A 17,162-nucleotide genomic window follows, 5' to 3' on the forward strand; every position below is an offset into this window, starting at 1 on the left:
GGATCATGGAAGGCTTTCTGTTCCAGGCCACGCTTTACCTGATCACCATGGTGATCGCGGTGCCCATCGCCTCGCGCCTGGGGCTTGGGTCCGTGCTTGGCTACCTCGCCGCGGGCATCCTGATCGGACCGGTCCTGGGCCTCGTCGGCTCTGAGACGCAGGACCTCCAGCACTTCGCCGAATTCGGCGTCGTGATGATGCTGTTCCTGATCGGGCTCGAACTGGAGCCGAGGGCACTTTGGGCGATGCGCAACAAGCTCCTTGGGCTGGGCGGCTTGCAAATCGTGCTGACGACGTTTCTGGTAACCGCGGGCGGGCAGGCCCTGGGATACGACCTGCGCATCTCATTCGCGGTCGGTGTCACGCTCTCGCTCTCCTCCACCGCGATCGTGCTGCAAACGCTGTCGGAGAAGAAGCTGATGCAGACGGCGGGGGGCCGCAACGCTTTCGCCGTTCTCCTGATGCAGGATATCGCGGTCATCCCGATCCTGGCGCTGCTGCCGCTTCTGGCGCTTCCGGGCGCACGCGCCATCGCGCAGGCGGAGCATGGGGCCGGCCACGCGGCGCTGAGCCTGATCGAAAGCCTTCCGGCCTGGGGCGTCACGCTTGTCACCTTGGGCGCGGTGGCGGCGACGGTCGCGGGGGGGCATTACCTCGTCCGGCCGCTCTATCGCTTCGTCCATTCCGCACGGCTACGCGAGATTCACACCGCCTTCGCGCTGATGATCGTGGTCTCCATCGCCTCGCTAATGCTGATCGTCGGGCTTTCGCCCGCGCTTGGCACCTTCCTCGCGGGCGTCGTCCTCGCGAATTCCGAGTTCCGACACGAGTTGGAAAGCGACGTGGCCCCCTTCAAGGGCCTGCTGCTGGGCCTCTTCTTCATCACAGTGGGCGCCGGGATCGACTTCGGCGTGCTGTTCGACCGGCCGCTGACCATCCTTGGCCTGACAATGGCGCTGATGCTGGTGAAGGGGGCGGTGCTTTTCATCCTGGCGCTGGTCTTCAAGATGAAGGGGCGCAACAAGTGGCTCTTCACGCTCGGTCTTGCCCAGGCGGGCGAGTTTGGCTTCGTGCTTGTCTCCTTCACGCTCAAACAGCGGATCATCGGGACCGAGCTTGCGCAGACGCTGCTTCTGGTCATCGCCATGTCGATGCTGATGACACCGCTCTTCTTCATCCTGCACGACGTTCTGGCGCGCAAACTCGGCGAGGATTCCGCGCCGGTCAAGGCCGACGACATCGACGATCATCAGCCAATTATCATCGCTGGCGTCGGACGTTACGGGCAGGTCGTCAACCGGATGGTGACAAACTCCGGCTTCAAGACCACGGTCATCGACCACGACCTGAAGACGATCCAACTGCTGCGGCATTTCGGCTTCAAGGGCTATGTCGGCGACCCGACCCGGCCGGAACTCCTCAAGGCGGCGGGCCTCACTGAAGCGCGGGTGCTGGTGGCCTGCATGGACGATCCCGCGGCGAACCTGCAGATCGTGCGCTATGCACGCCGGCAGCGGCCGGACCTGCACATCATCGCCCGCGCGCGGGATCGGGAAAACGTCTATGAACTCTACCGCGCTGGCGCCAATGACATCGTCCGGGAACACTTCGACTCAAGCCTGAGGATGGGTCGCTACGTTCTTGAGAACATGGGGCTTTCGGAATACGAGGCGCATGAACTGCAAACCCTGTTCTTCAAGCTCGACCGGCAGGCGGTGCGCGACCTCGCGACGCTGTGGAAACCAGGCGTGCCGAACGACCGGAACCCGGAATACGTGGCCCGTGCCAAGGCCTTGAACCGCGATCTTGAGGCGACGCTGATGGCAAAGTTCGCCAAGGCGCGGGAGCGCAAACCGGAAGACCGCGCCTCGGACGCGGAACACACCGACAGCGAATGAAAAACGCGGCCCCTGAGGGACCGCGTTCAGGAAGTCTTTGAGGGTTGTCGGGTCAGGCCGCGCGCGACAGCAGCACGTCATCGACCTTCTTCTGCGCACCGGCCTCATCGACGCCGGACACGGCCGCAACCTCACGGGTCAGGCGTTCGAGGGCGGCTTCGTAAAGCTGACGCTCGGAATAGGACTGCTCGCGCTGGTCGTCGGTGCGGTGCAGGTCACGGACCACTTCCGCGATCGAAAGGAGATCGCCGGAATTGATCTTCTGCTCGTATTCCTGGGCCCGACGCGACCACATGGCCCGTTTGACCTTGGCCTTGCCCTTCAGCGTCTCAAGCGCCTTGCTGACGACATCGGGGGTCGAAAGCTGGCGCATGCCGATCTCGGTCGCCTTGTGCGTGGGCACGCGCAGCGTCATCTTGTCCTTCTCGAAGGAGATGACGAAAAGCTCGAGCTTGAGGCCCGCGATCTCCTGCTCCTCGATCGACATGATCTTGCCGACGCCATGCGCCGGATAGACAACAAAATCGTCGGGCCGAAAATCGGTCTTCTTGGTCTTGGTCATTCAGTTCTTCCTCGCAAAGGACACGCCGCCAACGAAAGCCTGTCCCCGAAATCTGATTTCGGAACAGGCTGCGAAGCGGCGGTGAAAAAGCCACCGCAGTTCCATCCGCTGCGGAGGCTTTGGGCATCCTCGAATTATTGTGACAATAATATAGCAGAAAATACCCCGCAGAAAAAGGGGGGGTACTTGAGCGATAGATCATTTGCGACAGGCTTTGTGTCGCAAGCAGACCATCGGCGGTGCCGAGCCACCGAATCGATTCGGGAAGGTCAGTCGCCGGCGCCGGCAGCTTCCGAGAAGTACTTGCCGCGCTTGTCCGGCTCACCGTCGCGCGCTTCGGCCTCTGGCAGCGGGTCCTTGCGCTGGGTGATCACCGGCCACATTTCGGAGTACTTGCGGTTGAACTCCACCCAGTCGTCCATGTCCGGTTCGGTATCGGGCCGGATCGCATCGGCGGGGCATTCGGGCTCGCACACACCGCAGTCGATGCATTCGTCGGGATGGATGACCAGCATGTTCTCGCCTTCGTAGAAGCAGTCCACCGGACAGACTTCGACGCAGTCGGTGTATTTGCAGGCGATGCAGTTGTCAGTGACGACATAGGTCATGGAGGGACCCCGAGGGCTTGGAATGCTTTCGCTACCTAGCCCCATGCACCGGATCATTCAAGACCGCCATCGCCGGAAAGTCTGCCCTTCGCGCATGCAGGGCGACGGCGGAAAATCATTCCGCCCCCGAGGCGAGGGCCGGGTCATCCGGTTCGTCCAGATCGGCGTAAAGCAGGCGCGCCTCGGCTGCGGGGCCGCGCCGGGTTCCGGCCGCGAGCACCCGCACCACGCGGATGACGCCGCCTTGTGCGAAGGTCAGCACATCACCCGCGCCGACGGGATGCGCGGGCTTGAAGAGCCTTTGCCCGTTCAACCGCACCGCGCCCGCCGCGACCCGCTCTGCCGCAAGGGTCCGGCTCTTGAAGAACCGGGCCTGCCAGAGCCATTTGTCGATGCGGATACGCCGGCCGGCCTCTGCCATCGCCTCAGATCTTGTCGCGCAGTCCCATCAGAGCCGCGGCGAAGGGGTTATCCGGGTCGATCCGGTCCTTCTTCTGCGGGCGCGATTCGAAGTTGCGGGGCTTGTCCTCGCGGCGGGCGTCCTTGTCGCGCCGTCCCTGGGGCTTGCCCTTTCCGGGCTTGCCACCACGCTCGGGGCGCTCGCCCCGGTCGCCGTCGCGCTTGCCCTGCCGTTCCGGACGCGGGCCACGGTCGCCCTTGGCCTCCTGCCGGGGTTGCCGGGGGGCGCGCGGCTTCGGGGCCCAGGTGAAGGTGTAGAAGACTTCCGTCTCCGTCACCGTCTGCATGACCGCCTGTTCTTCCGGGATCGGGTTCGCGCTTTCGCCCTCGGCAGGGGTCGCGACCTCGGTCTTGACCTTCTCGCGCTCGCCACGCTCGCCCTTGTAGCCAAGGCCGGCCATCAGATCGGCGAACTGTTCCAGCGTCATCCCTGTGATCGAGAGCATGTCGGCCGTCGCCTCGAACCCTGCGCGGCTGTCCTGACCGCGCAGAAGGTCTGCCAGGCGCTCCAGCATGTCGATGCGGATCGCCCGCGCCCCGGCCGGGTGGTAGCCCGAGAGCGTGTAGTAATCCTTGGGCACGTCCGGAAGGTTCGGGATCGTGACCAGCCCCGGCGGCGGGCTTTCGGGAAACTCGTCAAGCCCCTGGGCCAGCGAGGCCAGAACCAGCCGCAACCGCGTCGGCGCGGGCTTCAGCAGCGCGGCCTGGAAGATCGTGTACTGGCCGAAGCGCACGCCGTGCTTGCGCAGCGCGCCACGGGCGTCCTGGTCCAGCGCCTTGACCTCATCGGCCACGTTCTCACGCGGCAGGACACCAAGGTTTTCCACCAGGCGGAAGGCGAAGCCGCGGGCCAGGCCGGTCAGCGCCTCGTCCCGCTGCATGTTCAGGAGCGGCTCAAAGAGCGTGGCAACCTTGCGGTCGATGAAATGCTGCAAACGGCGGCGCACCTTTTCGCCGACGTCGAAACCGGCTTCCTCGTCCACGAAGCCCTCGACCTGCGGCTTGAGGGGATCGGCCCCCTTGACCAGCTTGCCGACCGCATAGGTGCCCCACATCAGGCCGCCCTGCTCGGTGAAGTCCAGCTCGGTATCGGGGGCGTTGTAGAAACGGTCCGCCCGCAGATGGAACTCGGGCCGAAGCGCCTCATAGGCGGCCTGGCGCAGCGTCTTGGCCGCATCCGGCGAGGCGGAGGCATCCTGACGGAAGCGGAACCCTTCCAACCGGCCGACGAATTCCCCCTCGACCGTCACTTCACCCTTGTCGTTCACCTCGGCCACAAGGCTCTCCTTCTGCTTGAGCCGGCGAAGCAGGACACTGGTCCGCCGGTCCACAAATCTTTGCGTCAGCGCGTTGTGCAGCGCGTCCGACAGGCGGTCTTCTACAGCGCGCGTTTCGCCGCGCCAATGGGATTCATCATCCACCCAGCCCGCACGTTGCGCAATGTAGGTCCATGTGCGGATATAGGCCAAGCGTTTCGACAATGTGTCGATGTCGCCCTGGGTCCGGTCGATGCGCGCCACCTGTTGGGCCAGCCAGTCCGACGGCACATGCCCCTTGTCCTGGAGAAAGCCGAAGATCCGGTCGAGAAGCGAGACATGCTCGCCCGTCGAGATGGAGCGGAAATCGGGGATGCGGCAGACATCCCAAAGGAGTTTCACGTCGCGCGGCCCGCGGACGCGGCCCCGGATCTCCGGGATGTCGGACAGGGCCTTGAGCGCCTTCAGATCGTCGGCATCGCGCCCGCGCACCAGCCACTCGTTGGCCGGCGCGGCCTCCAGCGAGGCGATCAGCCGCTCGGTCGTGCCGAACTCCAGCTCGGCATTGCGCCATTGCAGGCGGTCGATGGGGCGGAAGCGATGGTTTTCCAAAGCATCGACCAGATCCTCGTCGAAGGACGATGCCTCACCCGTGACGCCAAAGGTACCAGGCTGCATGTAGCGCCCCGCCCGGCCCGCGATCTGGCCCAGTTCATGCGGGAACAGGGACCGCATCCGGCGACCGTCGAACTTCGAAGTCGCAGAGAACGCGACATGCGTGATGTCGAGGTTCAGACCCATCCCGATGGCATCGGTCGCCACGATGTAATCGACATCGCCGTTCTGATAAAGCGCCACCTGGGCGTTGCGCGTGCGTGGTGAAAGGGCCCCCATCACGACCGCGCACCCGCCCTTCTGGCGTCGGATCAGCTCTGCGATGGCATATAGATTTTCAACAGAGAAGCTGACGATCGCAGATCTGGAGGGCAGCCTGCTTATCTTTTTCGAACCTGTGTAGCTGAGCGTTGAAAAACGCTCTCGCCGCAGGAACTGCGCCTTGGGCACCATGGCGGCAATCGCCGGCCGCATGGTTTCGGAGCCCATGAAAAGCGTCTCATGAAGCCCGCGGGCGCGCAGCAGCCGCTCGGTGAAGATGTGGCCGCGTTCGGGGTCGGCGCAAAGCTGGATCTCGTCCACGGCGACGAAATCGGCGCCGATCTCCTGCGGCATGGCCTCGGTCGTGCAGACCCAGTACTGGGCCCGCTCGGGCACGATGCGCTCCTCCCCCGTCACCAGCGCGACGACGGATGGGCCGCGCAGCGCGACGATGCGGTCATAGACCTCGCGCGCCAGAAGCCGCAGCGGCAGGCCGATCACCCCCGTCCGGTGCGCGAGCATCCGGTCGATGGCGTAGTGCGTCTTGCCCGTATTGGTCGGCCCGAGGACCGCCGCGATCCTCGCCTGCGCGTTCATGGCGCCACCCTCAAAGCTCGGTGCCCGAGCTTTCCCGCTCAAGTTCCTCCAGCGCGTGCCTTAGCGTGTCTTGATGCGGATGTATAGCAAGCGAGGCCTCGTAGGCGCGCTGCGCGGCCTCTGGCCGGCCGCTGGCCTGCAAGATCATGCCGAGCCCCGCAAGCGCCCCGAAGTGATGGGGATTCAGCGCGAGCGTGCGCTGTATGTCCGCGACCGAAGGCCCGAAATAACCGGCGTGGAAATAGGCGGTCGCCCGCGCATTCCAACCCTCGGCGAAATCGGGCGCCTGATCGACCAACGCGGTAAGATGCTCGATGGCGGCCTGGATATCGCCCGCCGCCATCGCGTCCTCCCCCCGCTGCAGCAGCAGATCCATCGCGGCAGAGCCCGATTTCGACCATTCGCGCAGGATATCGGCCTGAACGCGCTGCCAGTTCTCGTTCTCAGGGTCGGCCAGTTCGGCGTAAAGCTGATCGAGGTCGGCATCCTGGGCGAAGACCACACCGGGTGCCGCGAGGTGAAGCGCCACCGCCGCGGCAACGGGTTTGAGATATCCGAACAGATTGCGCATAAGATCAGTGTAACCGAAGCGCGCCGGAAATCGAGAGCCCGGCGCTCACATTTGGAGGATCGGATGAGCGAGGTTCTGGCAGCAGCGGTCGAGGCCCTGAACAAACGGCTGAGCGGCGGGTTTCCCGGTGTTGCGAAATTCGTGATCGAGGGCGAAGGCGCGATCATGCTGGACGCCTCGGGCGCGCGGATCGGGGATGAGGAGGCCGATGTCACCCTCAGCGCCAGCCGCGAGACCTTCGAAGGTCTGCTGAGGGGCGAGGTCAACCCGACCTCGGCCTTCATGACGGGCAAGCTGGCGGTGGACGGCAGCATGGGCATGGCGATGCAGCTTGGCTCCGCCCTGTCCTGAGGATGGAGCCCGCCCCCTTCTTCGACGATATCGCCCGCGCGCCAGACGGCGCGCGCGCCCTTTGGGCCACGGCGCAGGATGGCGTCCGGCTGCGGATCTGCGCCTGGGCTGGCGGCACGAAGGGGACGGTCCTGATCTTTCCGGGGCGAACCGAGTATGTGGAAAAATACGGGCTGCCGGTCACACGGCTGACGGAGGCGGGCTATGCCTGTCTGGCCATCGACTGGCGCGGTCAGGGCCTTTCGGACCGCATCATCCCAGATCCGATGAGCGGTCATGTCCATGAATTCGTTGACTATCAAAGCGATGTCGCCGCGCTGATGACCGCAGCGCGGGCGCTGGAGTTGCCCGAGCCGATGTTTCTGATGGGGCATTCCATGGGGGGATGCATCGGCCTCAGGGCGCTGCACTCGGGTCTTCCGGTGCGCGCGGCGGCTTTCTCTGCGCCGATGTGGGGCATCCGCATCCATCCGGTGCTGCGCCCCACGGCAAGGTTCCTGTCGTCGGCGGCGCGCACGATCCGACAGGGGCATCGCTATGCGCCCGGAACCTCGGCCGCGGCCTATATCGCCGATGCGCCCTTCGAGGACAATTTCCTGACCCGCGACCCCACGATGTGGGACTTCGCCCGCGGCCAAATCGCCGCGCATCCGGAGCTTGGCCTTGGCGGCCCCTCGCTGCACTGGCTGAACGAAGCGCTGGCAGAAACGCGCATGCTGCTGGCACGCCCCGCCCCCGATCTGCCCTGCTATGTCGGTGTCGGCACGCGCGAAAGGATCGTCGATCCCATCGCCATCGACACACTGATGGCGCGCTGGCCGGGCGGACAGCTTGACCTGTTCAGCGGCGCGGAACACGAACTGCTGATGGAATTGCCCGAGGTTCGCGAACGCTTCCTGTCCCGGACGATCGCGTTGTTCAACGAGGCTGGCGCCTGAGCGACCGCGCCATCAGTTCAGGATGTCGATCTTGGTGAAGCCTTCGCGAAGGGCCGCCGACCACGCCTCGCTCATGGCGCGGAAATCCTCGTCGCCCGCCTCGATCCGGCGTTCGCAGGCGATGCGGCAGGTGTCGCGCTCGATCACCGCAAGGTCGAGCGGCATGCCCACCGAAAGGTTCGACCGGAGCGTCGAGTCCATCGACAGCAGCACCGCCTTCTGGCCATCGGCCAGCGAGGTTTCGGGCCGCACGATCCGGTCCAGAATCGGCTTGCCGTATTTGTGCTCCCCGATCTGGAGGAAGGGCGTGTCCTCCGTCGCCTCGATGAAGTTGCCCTCGGGGTAGATCAGGAACATCCGCATCACACCGCCCTTGCGCTGGCCGGCGACGATCATCGTGGCCTGTCCGAAGGTGCCGTTGGTGTGCAGCCGCTTTTCCATGCCCTCGCGCACCGACCAGAGCGTGGCGCCCACGATCTCGGCCACCTTAAGGAGAGAGGGCGCGAGCAGGATCGAGGTTTCGGGGGTAGCCTGCGGGTCTTCGACCGCCTCTTGCAGGCGCGCAATCGTGGCCTGGCTGGTCGAAAGGCTACCCGCGGTCAGGATCGTGATAACCCGTTCGCCCGTCACCGAAAAATGGAACATCTTGCGATAGGAGGAGATGTGGTCGATCCCGGCGTTGGTCCGGGTGTCGGACAACAGGACCATGCCGTCCTTCAGCAGCAGCCCGACGCCGTAGGTCATGTTGCGCGCTCCCCTCGTGATGCGGCGCCACACTAGGGCGGCGGCAGCGCGCCTGCAACCGCGACGGCGCTTTTCGCAGGCCCGCCCTTGCCTTGCGCCGCCGCCATGACCATTGTCGGAACGACGAAAAAAGGAGAACCCCATGCCGATCCGCCTGCCCCGCCCCGTCTTTGACGCAAACGCCGCCGCCGGGGGGCTGGGCGACCTGCCGGAATGGGATCTGAGCGACCTTTATACCGCCACCGACGCGCCCGAACTGAAGCGCGATCTGGACTGGCTTGAGCGCGCCTGCGAAAGCTTCGCGGCGGACTATCAGGGCAAGCTTGATACGCTGGACGGGCCGGCCATGCTGGAGTGCATCCAGCGCTATGAGCGGATCGAGGCCGTGGCTGGCCGGGTCATGTCCTTCGCAGGCCTGCGCTATTATCAGAACACCGTCGACGGCCAGCGCGCGAAATTCATGTCGGATTGCCAGGACCGCATCACCGACATGACGACGCCGCTCGTCTTCTTCTCGCTTGAATTCAACCGGATCGAGGATGCGCGCTATGCGGAGGTCTTCGTCGCCTCGCCCGAGATCGCGCGCTACAAGCCCGTCTTCGACCGCATGCGGGCGATGAAGCCGCACCAGCTGTCCGACGAACTGGAACGCTTCCTGCATGACCAGTCAACGGTCGGGGCCTCGGCCTGGAACAAGCTTTTCGATGAAACGCTGGCGGGCCTGACCTTCAAGCCCGAAGGCGAGGCCGAACCCCTGAGCCTGGAGGCCACGCTGAACCTTCTGTCCGAGCAGGAGCGCCCCCGGCGCGAGGCCGGCGCGCGCGCGCTGGCTGAGGTCTTCGGCCAGAACGTCAAGCTTTTCGCCCGCGTTCACAATACCTTGGCCAAGGAAAAGGAGATCGAGGACCGCTGGCGCAAGATGCCCTCGGCGCAATACGCCCGCCACCTGTCCAACGATGTCGAACCCGAGGTGGTCGAGGCGCTGCGCAACGCGGTGGTCGCGGCCTATCCGAAACTGTCGCACCGCTACTACCGGCTGAAGGCGAAGTGGATGGGCCTTGAAAAACTTCAGGTCTGGGACCGCAACGCCCCCCTTCCGATCGAGGAAAAGCGGACCGTCGGCTGGGCGGAGGCGCGGGACACCGTGATGTCCGCCTACGCCGGCTTCGACCCGGAGATGGCGAATCTGGCCCAGCCCTTCTTCGAGCGCGGCTGGATCGACGCGGGCGTGAAGCCCGGCAAGGCGCCCGGCGCCTTCGCCCACCCGACCGTGACCGAGGTGCACCCTTATGTGATGCTCAACTATCTGGGCAAGCCGCGCGACGTGATGACGCTCGCGCATGAGCTTGGCCACGGCGTCCATCAGGTCCTGGCGGCCCCCCAGGGCGAAATGCTGGCCTCCACCCCCCTGACGGTGGCCGAAACCGCCAGCGTCTTCGGCGAGATGCTGACCTTCCGCAAGCTGCTGTCACAAGCCAAGACGCCGGGCGAGCGCAAGGTGCTTTTGGCGGGCAAGGTCGAGGACATGATCAACACGGTCGTGCGCCAGATCGCCTTCTACGACTTCGAATGCAAGCTGCATGCCGCCCGCCGCGCAGGCGAGCTCACGCCCGAGGATATCGGATCTCTGTGGATGAGCGTTCAAGGCGAAAGCCTGGGCGACGCCTTCGAGTTCATGGAAGGCTATGACACCTTCTGGGCCTATATCCCCCACTTCGTCCATTCGCCTTTCTACGTCTATGCCTATGCCTTCGGCGACGGTCTCGTGAACGCGCTTTACGCGGTTTACGAGGAAGGGCTGCCGAACTTCCAGGCGAAGTATTTCGACATGCTGAAGGCGGGGGGCTCGAAGCACCACAAGGAACTTCTCGCGCCCTTCGGGCTTGATGCGACGGACCCGAAGTTCTGGGACAAGGGCCTGTCGATGATCGCGGGCATGATCGACGAGCTTGAGGCGATGGAGAGCTGAGGCCGCGCGGGCGGGCCTGAGCCTCAGGCCCGCTGCATCCCCGGCAAGAGCGCGTCCACGTCGTAGCCCGTCGCCGCGATCCGGGAAAGCACATCGTCGATCATCTTCGGATCGCCGGCGTTCACGCAGTTGAGCTTCAGGAACCAGTAAAGATAGGCATCGTAGTGCCAGGGCCAGAGCCGCGCCTTGGCGAGTCCCGCATCGAGGTCGAAGGCGTCCGTCACCGTTGCGGCGGAGTGGTGAAAGTCCGCCGGTCCGCACAGCACGATCGGGACGCGGTGCATCAGGCTTTCCAGCCCGACGGCAGAGTTGATCGTGACCGTGACCCGAGCCGCCCCGAGGATGTCGTGGATATTGGCGTTCGTGATGCGCACGCGCGGGTCGCGGGCCGCGTCGGCCAGTAGCGCCAGGGTCTCCGCGCTGTCGTCGCGGGGGTGGGGCTTGATCAGGATGGGCGAGGTATCGTGGCGCGCCAGAAGCGCCCGGATCATCGCAGCGCGCGGGACATGCGCGGTCGCGTCCGCCTCGGCTCTTTGAAGGAAGACCGCGATGGCGCCCTTCGGAAAGGCTTGCGCGTTCCCGGCCTGGGGGTAGCGCGAAACCCGTTCGCCCACCCTGCGGCGGCGCAAGGCCTTGAAAAAACTGCCCGCCGCTTCCGGGTCGATCGTGGAGGGATCGAAGTCCTGTGCCCCGATGGAGGAGTGGACGCGCACGCCCTGCGGATCGAGGTACCAGAAGGGCGCGATATAGGCCGACGCAGTGTTCAGAACCCGTGGATGGCGCAGGGTTCCGTAGCTGACGATATGGAAATCCGTATCCCCGTCGATCCGCTCCGCCAGGCCCGCGCGGTCAAGCGCCTCGATCTCGACCCGAATCTGGCGCTCGGCAAGTCCGTCGCGCAGCTTGTGGAAGTAGGGCGCGATATGCTCCTGCCCCAGCAGGCAAGCGACAGGAAGATGAATGATGACCGCAGGTCTCGACATGGCGGCGACATTAGCAGAGGCCGCGCCACTTTCAACGCCGCTGGTCCGGCCCTGCTAGAGGGCGAGCACGCCGGACAGGTGCCCCTCAAGATCCCGCAACGGGATATTGACCAGGTCCTTCGGCAATTCCGCCGCGAGCGCCGCGCGCGGGCCGGTGCCGATCACGCCACGCAGGACGCCCAGCATCTTGGGCGCCGAGGCGAGGATCAGCCGGTCGGGCTGCTGGTCATGCCATTCCCGCTCAAGCGCCTCCGCGATCCTGGCGGCGAAGCGTGCCCGTGCTGCCTCATCAGCGGATTGATGCGGGTCAAACCCGTGCTTTGCCATTCCCCCCGGCCCGGCGGCAGACCGTCCGGGGCGATCGCCGTATTCCACCTCATCCTGCGCGAATTCGCGCGCCGAGACCGAAGTGCCTTCCCGCAGGCCCTTGCCGACGCCTTCGTTCAAGACAAAACGGGCCGCAGCATCGTCGGCGAGGACGATCAGAGTTTTCACAGCTTTCATCGCGCAACTCCTCTCTTCGCTTTCACACCCGACCCTAGCAGGGCGAAAGAGGGGGCGCCTTGATCCGCCTCAATCGCTCAGCGCGAAGTCCGAGGCGAAGACCCGATCGATCATCGCCTGCGTGCCGCGCGCATCTTCCAGCAACCAGGGATAGGGCGCACCGTCACGAATCCGGCGCCCGAATGCCTCCACCTGGTTGCGGTACTGGCGCGCACCGGGGAAACGCTCGATATGGTCGGGGCGGCCGGGCCTGAGCATGTGCAGCTGCGCCTCGCCGTAAAGGCCCGCATTGAAGGGGGCGGTCATTCGGATCAGGCCCGCCTCACCCTGGAAAACGACCTCCTGCCGGGGGGGCAAGCGCATCGAGGTCATGGCGGTGTAGGTGAAGCGCCCGCCCGGCCCCTCCATGTCGGCCAGGACCTGGGCGAAGGTGTCAACGCCATTTTCCCGCTGGATCCGGGAACGGAGCGCCACCGGCTCCGCCCCGGTGACCCAGCGGACCGAGCCATAGGCGTAGACGCCGATATCCGGGATCGACCCGCCGCCGGTTTCGGGACGGTTGCGGATGTTGCCGGTATCGGCGCGATTGTCATAGCTGAAGGCGGCATCGGCATGCAGGATGCGCCCGATCGCCCCTTCCTCGACCAGCGCGCGGGCGCGTTGCCACTGCAGGTGGTGGACGATCATATAGGCCTCGGTCGCGAAAAGGCCGCTGCGGTCGCGCAATTCGATCAGCGCGTCGATCTCTGCCGCGGCCATGGCGATGGGCTTTTCGGTCAGCACATGCTTGCCCGCCTCCAGCGCCTTGCGGGTCCATTCGATATGCAGGTGATTGGGAAGCGGGATGTAGACGGCCTCCACCTCCGGATCGGCCAGAAGCGCCTCGTAGCCCTGATGGATTTTCAGATCTGGGCAAAAGGCCTGGAAGCCTGCGGCCTTGAGCGGGTCCGATGTCGCAAGCGCAAAGAGCCGCGCGCCCTCCGCCTCATGAATGGCCCGCGCCATATGCTCGCGCGCGAATTTCGCGGCGCCAAGCACGCCCCAGTTGACCGTTTTCATGACTGCCTCCGTGATTTGGTGGCAGGTTAGGCGGCTTTGGTCGTTAGGGTCCAGTCTCATTGATCTTCAAAGCCAGAATATGACGGTGGCCGCGAATGCGATGGCGGATGGGAAGGTCTTGGCGCATCTGTCGTAGCGCGTTGCGACCCGTTGCCAGTCTTTCAGGCGACCGAACATAATCTCGATGCGGTTGCGGCGGCGATGGCGCGGCTTGTCGTATCGGACAGCTTTGCCGCGCGACTTCCGACCGGGGATGCAGGGACATATCCCCTTGTCGTTCAACGCTTCCCGGAACCAGTCGACCCTCGCCGGTTCGCTCGAACCGGTCCGCGATCATCCACTCGGCAGCAGGCAGACTGCCCAATAGGGCGGCGGCTACGGTTTAGTCGCCGACCTGGCCTGCGATCATGAAGAACTTCAGCGGTCGTCCCTTGGCGCCCGTGACGGCGTGCAGCTTGGTGTTCAAGGCACCCTTCGTGCGCCCGATCAGACGCCCGCGCTGGTCATCAGCCCCCCCCTTTTTCGCCCGCAGGCTCGAAGCCGTGCGGTGCGCCTTCAGATACCCCCGCGGACTCTCATTATGAACAACGTACAACCGGCGGGCAGAGCACCTCTTCTTCATCATCCATCCCCTGGCGGCCAGAGTTCGGGCAGGATCTGCCGTCGTCGCGGCGCTTGCGACGGGGCGGCAGCGTGCCTGGCCAATCGTCGTCGCCGTTCCGTTCGCCTTCGTGGTCACGCGCCAGATCCAGTCATGACGCGCGACGGAAACCCTGCCCGCCTGCGTGTAAGAGATGTTGAAGATGGAGGTTGTCATGAAGCCGCAGGGCTATAGCCGGGCGCAGATCGCCCTTCACTGGGCCGTTTTCCTTCTGCTTGTCTCGCAGTATCTGTTGGAGGACGGCATTTCGTCTGCCTGGCGGGCCTATCGCCGTGGTCAGGAGGCGGGGTTCGACCTGACGGTTCCCCTGCATGTCTTCGGCGGGATCGCGATCCTCCTCTTGGTCCTCTGGCGGGCGGCGCTTCGCCTGCGCCGGGGGGCGCCGGCGCTTCCGGCAGGCGGCAATCCCATGCTCGACCGGATCGCGGGGATCACGCATCTGGCGCTTTACGCGCTGTTGCTGGCGCTGCCGGTCAGCGGCGCCTTGGCGTGGTTCGGCGGGCTGACCCAGATCTCAGAGGTACATGAGGCGATGACCTCGGCGCTGCTGATCGTGTCGGGTCTGCACATCCTGGGTGCGCTTTACCACCAGTTCGTCCTGCGCGACGGGCTGATGGAGCGGATGAAGCGGCCTGTGGCCTGACCTCAACCCAGAAAGGCGCGCAACGCTGCCTCGAACTCGCGCGGGCGGTCGGCATGAAGCCAATGACCCGCGCCCGGTAGTTTCGCCTGCTTGGCCTTCGGAAAGAGGCGCTTGATCTCCGCCCGGTGTTCGGGGCGGATGTAATCCGACAATGCGCCCGCCAGGAACAGCACCGGACCGTCAAATTCTCCGCCGGTGCCGGGCCAGCCGGTGATCTTGTCCATCTCGGCCTCCAGCACGTCCAGATTCAGCCGCCAGCGCGGCGTGTCGGCCTTGAGGTCGAGCGATTGCAGCAGGAAGGCCCGGACGCCCGGGTCCTCGACGCGGGTGCCAAGGCGGCGGTCGGCCTCTGACCGGCTGTCGAGGCCAGTGAGGTCCAACCCCCGCATCGCCGCGACAAGGTGGTTCTGCGAGTGGCCGTAGGTGACGGGGGCGATATCGGCGACAATCAGGCGGTTGACCTTCTCCGGATGCGTAAGCGCCAGTTGCATGGCGGCCTTGCCGCCCATGGAATGGCCGACCACATCGACGGGCCCGCCGATTGCGTCGATGACATCCGCCAGATCCGCCGCCATGTCAGCGTAGGTATGCGTCGGGAACCACGGGCTGTCGCCGTGGTTGCGCATGTCCACGGTGATGACCTCCCGCGTGTCCGACAGGCGGCGCGCGATCGCGCCCCAGTTGCGGGCGGAGCCAAAGAGGCCGTGGACGATCAGGAGCGGAGGCAGGGCAGAGGGTTGCCCGTAGCGGGTCATGGTCAGCATCCCCTTTCCTAGCCTGCCTTTTCGCCGCCCGCCAGAGTGTTGCCGCCGCCCCGATCGCTGACTAGGATCGGCGCGCAGGAGGAAGGGCATGGCTGGCGCTTCGATAGAGCAGATGGCGGATCGCGTGGCCGGTCTGATGGGCGACCGGCTGGGCGTTCGCGGCCGCACGCTCGCCGAAAAGTTGCGGCGCGGCCGCGGGCGTCTGCCGCGCCGCGTGCGCAAGCAGGCGGAGTTCCTTGTGCGGGCGGTCGAAGAGGCGGGAAATCCGGTGCTCTACGCCCGCATGGATCATGCCCGCGTGGCGCAGGCCTTCGACGCCTGTGTCCGCTACCTGCGCCCGATCGGCGCCCGCCAGCGCTGGGTCAACCGGCTGCTCGACCTGGCCGCGCAGATGGCCTTCATTGCCCTGGCCATCGGTCTGCTTCTGCTGGCAACGCTGCTTTGGCGCGGCTTCCTCTGACGCCGGGCTCCAGTGCGTCGCGCATCACGAGCGTAACGGTGACGAAGCTGACATAAAGCAGCAGGTACCAGGACCCGATCTTGGTGAGGCTCACCGCATTCAGCGTTGTTTGCCCTGCATAAAGCCATGTCCCCGTCAGCGTGCCGACGTTTTCCGCGAGCCATAGGAACAGGCTGGTCAGGAAAGCGGCAAGGGGCAAGGGCATCCAGTAGGCGCGGGCACCGATGGTGAACCAGACACGGGTGCGGCCAAAGACAAGGACTGTCGCCGCGAAAAGCGCCAACCGGGCGTCGGGCAGATAGTGGTGGGCGAAGAAATTGACGTAGATCGCGCCCGCTAGAAGTGTTGTGACCGCAAACGGCGGATAGGGGGCAAAGCGCATCGCGAAGATGCGGATGACGCGCGCCATGTAGCTGCCGACGGACGCATACATGAACCCCGAAAAGAGCGGCACCCCCATGATTTTGAGAAGGCCGGGCTCCGGATAGGCCCAGGACCCTGCGCCGACCTTGAACCATTCCATTGCTGTGCCGGTCAGGTGAAAGAGGAGGATCACCCGCGCCTCCCGCGCGGTTTCGAGGCGGGCGGCCAGCATGATGATCTGCACAAGCAGGGCGAAGACGAAAAGCGCGTCATAGCGCGCGATCGCCCAGCCGGGCTGCCAGAGCGCCTTGCTGACGAGCAGCGCGACCAGCATGAGTCCCCCGAAGAGGCAGGCCCAGGCCTGCTTGAGGCCGAAGAGCACGAGTTCCCCCGCCCAGTGCGGAAGCCGGCGGCGCACCGCCCGACCCAGGGCGGCTTCAATCTGGCGGGTGGTTTTGGACGGACCCTTGCGCATGGTCTGGGACGTTACGGCACTTGCCGGTGAAGATCACGAATTGTCATGCGGGCCTTGACGCGCCCGAACGTCTCGACTTCATTCCAGCGGTAATCGCCTGATGGGTGTCCTGGGCATTCGATGGCTGAGAGAAGAAGGTACAAGGCATGAAGAGCATTCCCAAGTCGCGTCCGGATCTGGCCGCCTACCGGGCCCAAGTCGCCGCTGCGGCACGCCCTCGACCCGCAGCGATCACACCGGCACCGCGCTCGGTTCCGGCCGGGCTGGCCGTGTTCCCGAAGTAGGTCTACGCGTTTCCACCAAGCGCAGGGGCGCCCCTTTTTGTGGGGCGCCCCTGGTGTTTGTGGGTCTTGGGATCAGAGCGTGGGGTAGAGCGGGAAGAGGGCGCAGAGCGCCTCGACCTCGGCGCGGACCTTGGCTT

At 65.2% G+C, this 17,162-nt stretch carries 17 protein-coding genes and 1 pseudogene; 6 read left to right on the forward strand and 12 right to left on the reverse strand.

The features are described from left to right. The first annotated feature begins 5 nt into the window (after positions 1–5). Positions 6–1,898: a monovalent cation:proton antiporter-2 (CPA2) family protein gene (locus OE647_RS10455; protein WP_263721665.1), complete on the forward strand. Its 1,893-nt coding sequence runs from the start codon at positions 6–8 to the stop codon at positions 1,896–1,898. A gap of 52 nt (positions 1,899–1,950) precedes the next feature. On the opposite strand, the gene OE647_RS10460 is transcribed toward OE647_RS10455, so the two are convergent. The 5 genes from OE647_RS10460 to OE647_RS10480 form a co-directional block, all read right to left on the reverse strand. Beyond that, positions 1,951–2,460, reverse strand: coding sequence for a CarD family transcriptional regulator (locus OE647_RS10460; RefSeq protein WP_263721666.1), 510 nt, complete (start codon positions 2,458–2,460; stop codon positions 1,951–1,953). 269 nt (positions 2,461–2,729) lie between these two features. Further along, a complete protein-coding gene (gene fdxA / locus OE647_RS10465) occupies positions 2,730–3,068 on the reverse strand; it encodes a ferredoxin FdxA (RefSeq protein ID WP_263721667.1) in 339 nt (112 codons plus the stop codon). 115 nt (positions 3,069–3,183) lie between these two features. After that, a complete protein-coding gene (locus OE647_RS10470) occupies positions 3,184–3,489 on the reverse strand; it encodes an RNA-binding S4 domain-containing protein (protein WP_263721668.1) in 306 nt (101 codons plus the stop codon). 4 nt (positions 3,490–3,493) lie between these two features. After that, positions 3,494–6,256, reverse strand: coding sequence for a helicase-related protein (locus OE647_RS10475; RefSeq protein WP_263721669.1), 2,763 nt, complete (start codon positions 6,254–6,256; stop codon positions 3,494–3,496). 10 nt (positions 6,257–6,266) lie between these two features. Next, a complete protein-coding gene (locus OE647_RS10480; RefSeq protein ID WP_263721670.1) occupies positions 6,267–6,827 on the reverse strand; it encodes a tetratricopeptide repeat protein in 561 nt (186 codons plus the stop codon). 63 nt (positions 6,828–6,890) lie between these two features. On the opposite strand from OE647_RS10480, the gene OE647_RS10485 reads away from it, so the two are divergent. Both OE647_RS10485 and OE647_RS10490 read left to right on the forward strand, forming a co-directional pair. Beyond that, positions 6,891–7,178, forward strand: a complete 288-nt coding sequence (locus OE647_RS10485; RefSeq protein WP_263721671.1) for an SCP2 sterol-binding domain-containing protein — start codon at positions 6,891–6,893, stop codon at positions 7,176–7,178. 2 nt (positions 7,179–7,180) lie between these two features. Then, positions 7,181–8,116 (forward strand): alpha/beta fold hydrolase, encoded by a 936-nt coding sequence (locus OE647_RS10490; protein ID WP_263721672.1) that lies wholly within the window; start codon positions 7,181–7,183, stop codon positions 8,114–8,116. 12 nt (positions 8,117–8,128) lie between these two features. Here the strand turns inward: OE647_RS10490 and OE647_RS10495 are convergent, their stop codons facing one another. Next, entirely contained in the window at positions 8,129–8,860 is a 732-nt protein-coding gene (locus OE647_RS10495) for an Ntn hydrolase family protein (RefSeq protein ID WP_263721673.1), read from the reverse strand. Between the two features lie 142 nt (positions 8,861–9,002). On the opposite strand from OE647_RS10495, the gene OE647_RS10500 reads away from it, so the two are divergent. Beyond that, positions 9,003–10,829 carry a M3 family oligoendopeptidase gene (locus tag OE647_RS10500; RefSeq protein ID WP_263721674.1) on the forward strand — a complete coding sequence of 609 codons (1,827 nt, stop codon included), beginning with the start codon at positions 9,003–9,005 and terminating at the stop codon, positions 10,827–10,829. A 23-nt stretch (positions 10,830–10,852) separates the two neighbouring features. Here OE647_RS10500 and OE647_RS10505 read toward each other — a convergent pair whose 3' ends face one another. From OE647_RS10505 to OE647_RS10520, 4 genes and pseudogenes are all read right to left on the reverse strand, one after another. Then, entirely contained in the window at positions 10,853–11,812 is a 960-nt protein-coding gene (locus tag OE647_RS10505) for a capsular polysaccharide export protein, LipB/KpsS family (RefSeq protein ID WP_263721675.1), read from the reverse strand. A gap of 54 nt (positions 11,813–11,866) precedes the next feature. Then, positions 11,867–12,316 carry a host attachment family protein gene (locus OE647_RS10510; protein ID WP_263721676.1) on the reverse strand — a complete coding sequence of 150 codons (450 nt, stop codon included), beginning with the start codon at positions 12,314–12,316 and terminating at the stop codon, positions 11,867–11,869. 69 nt (positions 12,317–12,385) lie between these two features. Further along, positions 12,386–13,375 (reverse strand): Gfo/Idh/MocA family protein, encoded by a 990-nt coding sequence (locus tag OE647_RS10515; protein WP_263721677.1) that lies wholly within the window; start codon positions 13,373–13,375, stop codon positions 12,386–12,388. A gap of 66 nt (positions 13,376–13,441) precedes the next feature. Then, a pseudogene (locus tag OE647_RS10520) lies at positions 13,442–13,937 on the reverse strand (IS5 family transposase); the annotation flags it as partial. 253 nt (positions 13,938–14,190) lie between these two features. Here OE647_RS10520 and OE647_RS10525 point away from each other — a divergent pair. Next, positions 14,191–14,679: a cytochrome b gene (locus OE647_RS10525; RefSeq protein WP_263721685.1), complete on the forward strand. Its 489-nt coding sequence runs from the start codon at positions 14,191–14,193 to the stop codon at positions 14,677–14,679. Positions 14,680–14,681: 2 nt separating this feature from the next. Here OE647_RS10525 and OE647_RS10530 read toward each other — a convergent pair whose 3' ends face one another. Next, positions 14,682–15,443 carry an alpha/beta fold hydrolase gene (locus tag OE647_RS10530; RefSeq protein WP_263721678.1) on the reverse strand — a complete coding sequence of 254 codons (762 nt, stop codon included), beginning with the start codon at positions 15,441–15,443 and terminating at the stop codon, positions 14,682–14,684. 88 nt (positions 15,444–15,531) lie between these two features. Between OE647_RS10530 and OE647_RS10535 the strand changes: the two genes are divergently transcribed. Beyond that, positions 15,532–15,903 (forward strand): hypothetical protein, encoded by a 372-nt coding sequence (locus OE647_RS10535; protein ID WP_263721679.1) that lies wholly within the window; start codon positions 15,532–15,534, stop codon positions 15,901–15,903. Here OE647_RS10535 and OE647_RS10540 read toward each other — a convergent pair. Continuing rightward, a complete protein-coding gene (locus OE647_RS10540) occupies positions 15,842–16,684 on the reverse strand; it encodes a DUF817 domain-containing protein (protein ID WP_263721680.1) in 843 nt (280 codons plus the stop codon). The genes OE647_RS10535 and OE647_RS10540 overlap by 62 nt on opposite strands. Between the last annotated feature and the right edge of the window lie 478 nt (positions 16,685–17,162).

Source organism: Albidovulum sediminicola (assembly GCF_025751575.1).
Lineage (GTDB): Bacteria > Pseudomonadota > Alphaproteobacteria > Rhodobacterales > Rhodobacteraceae > Albidovulum > Albidovulum sediminicola.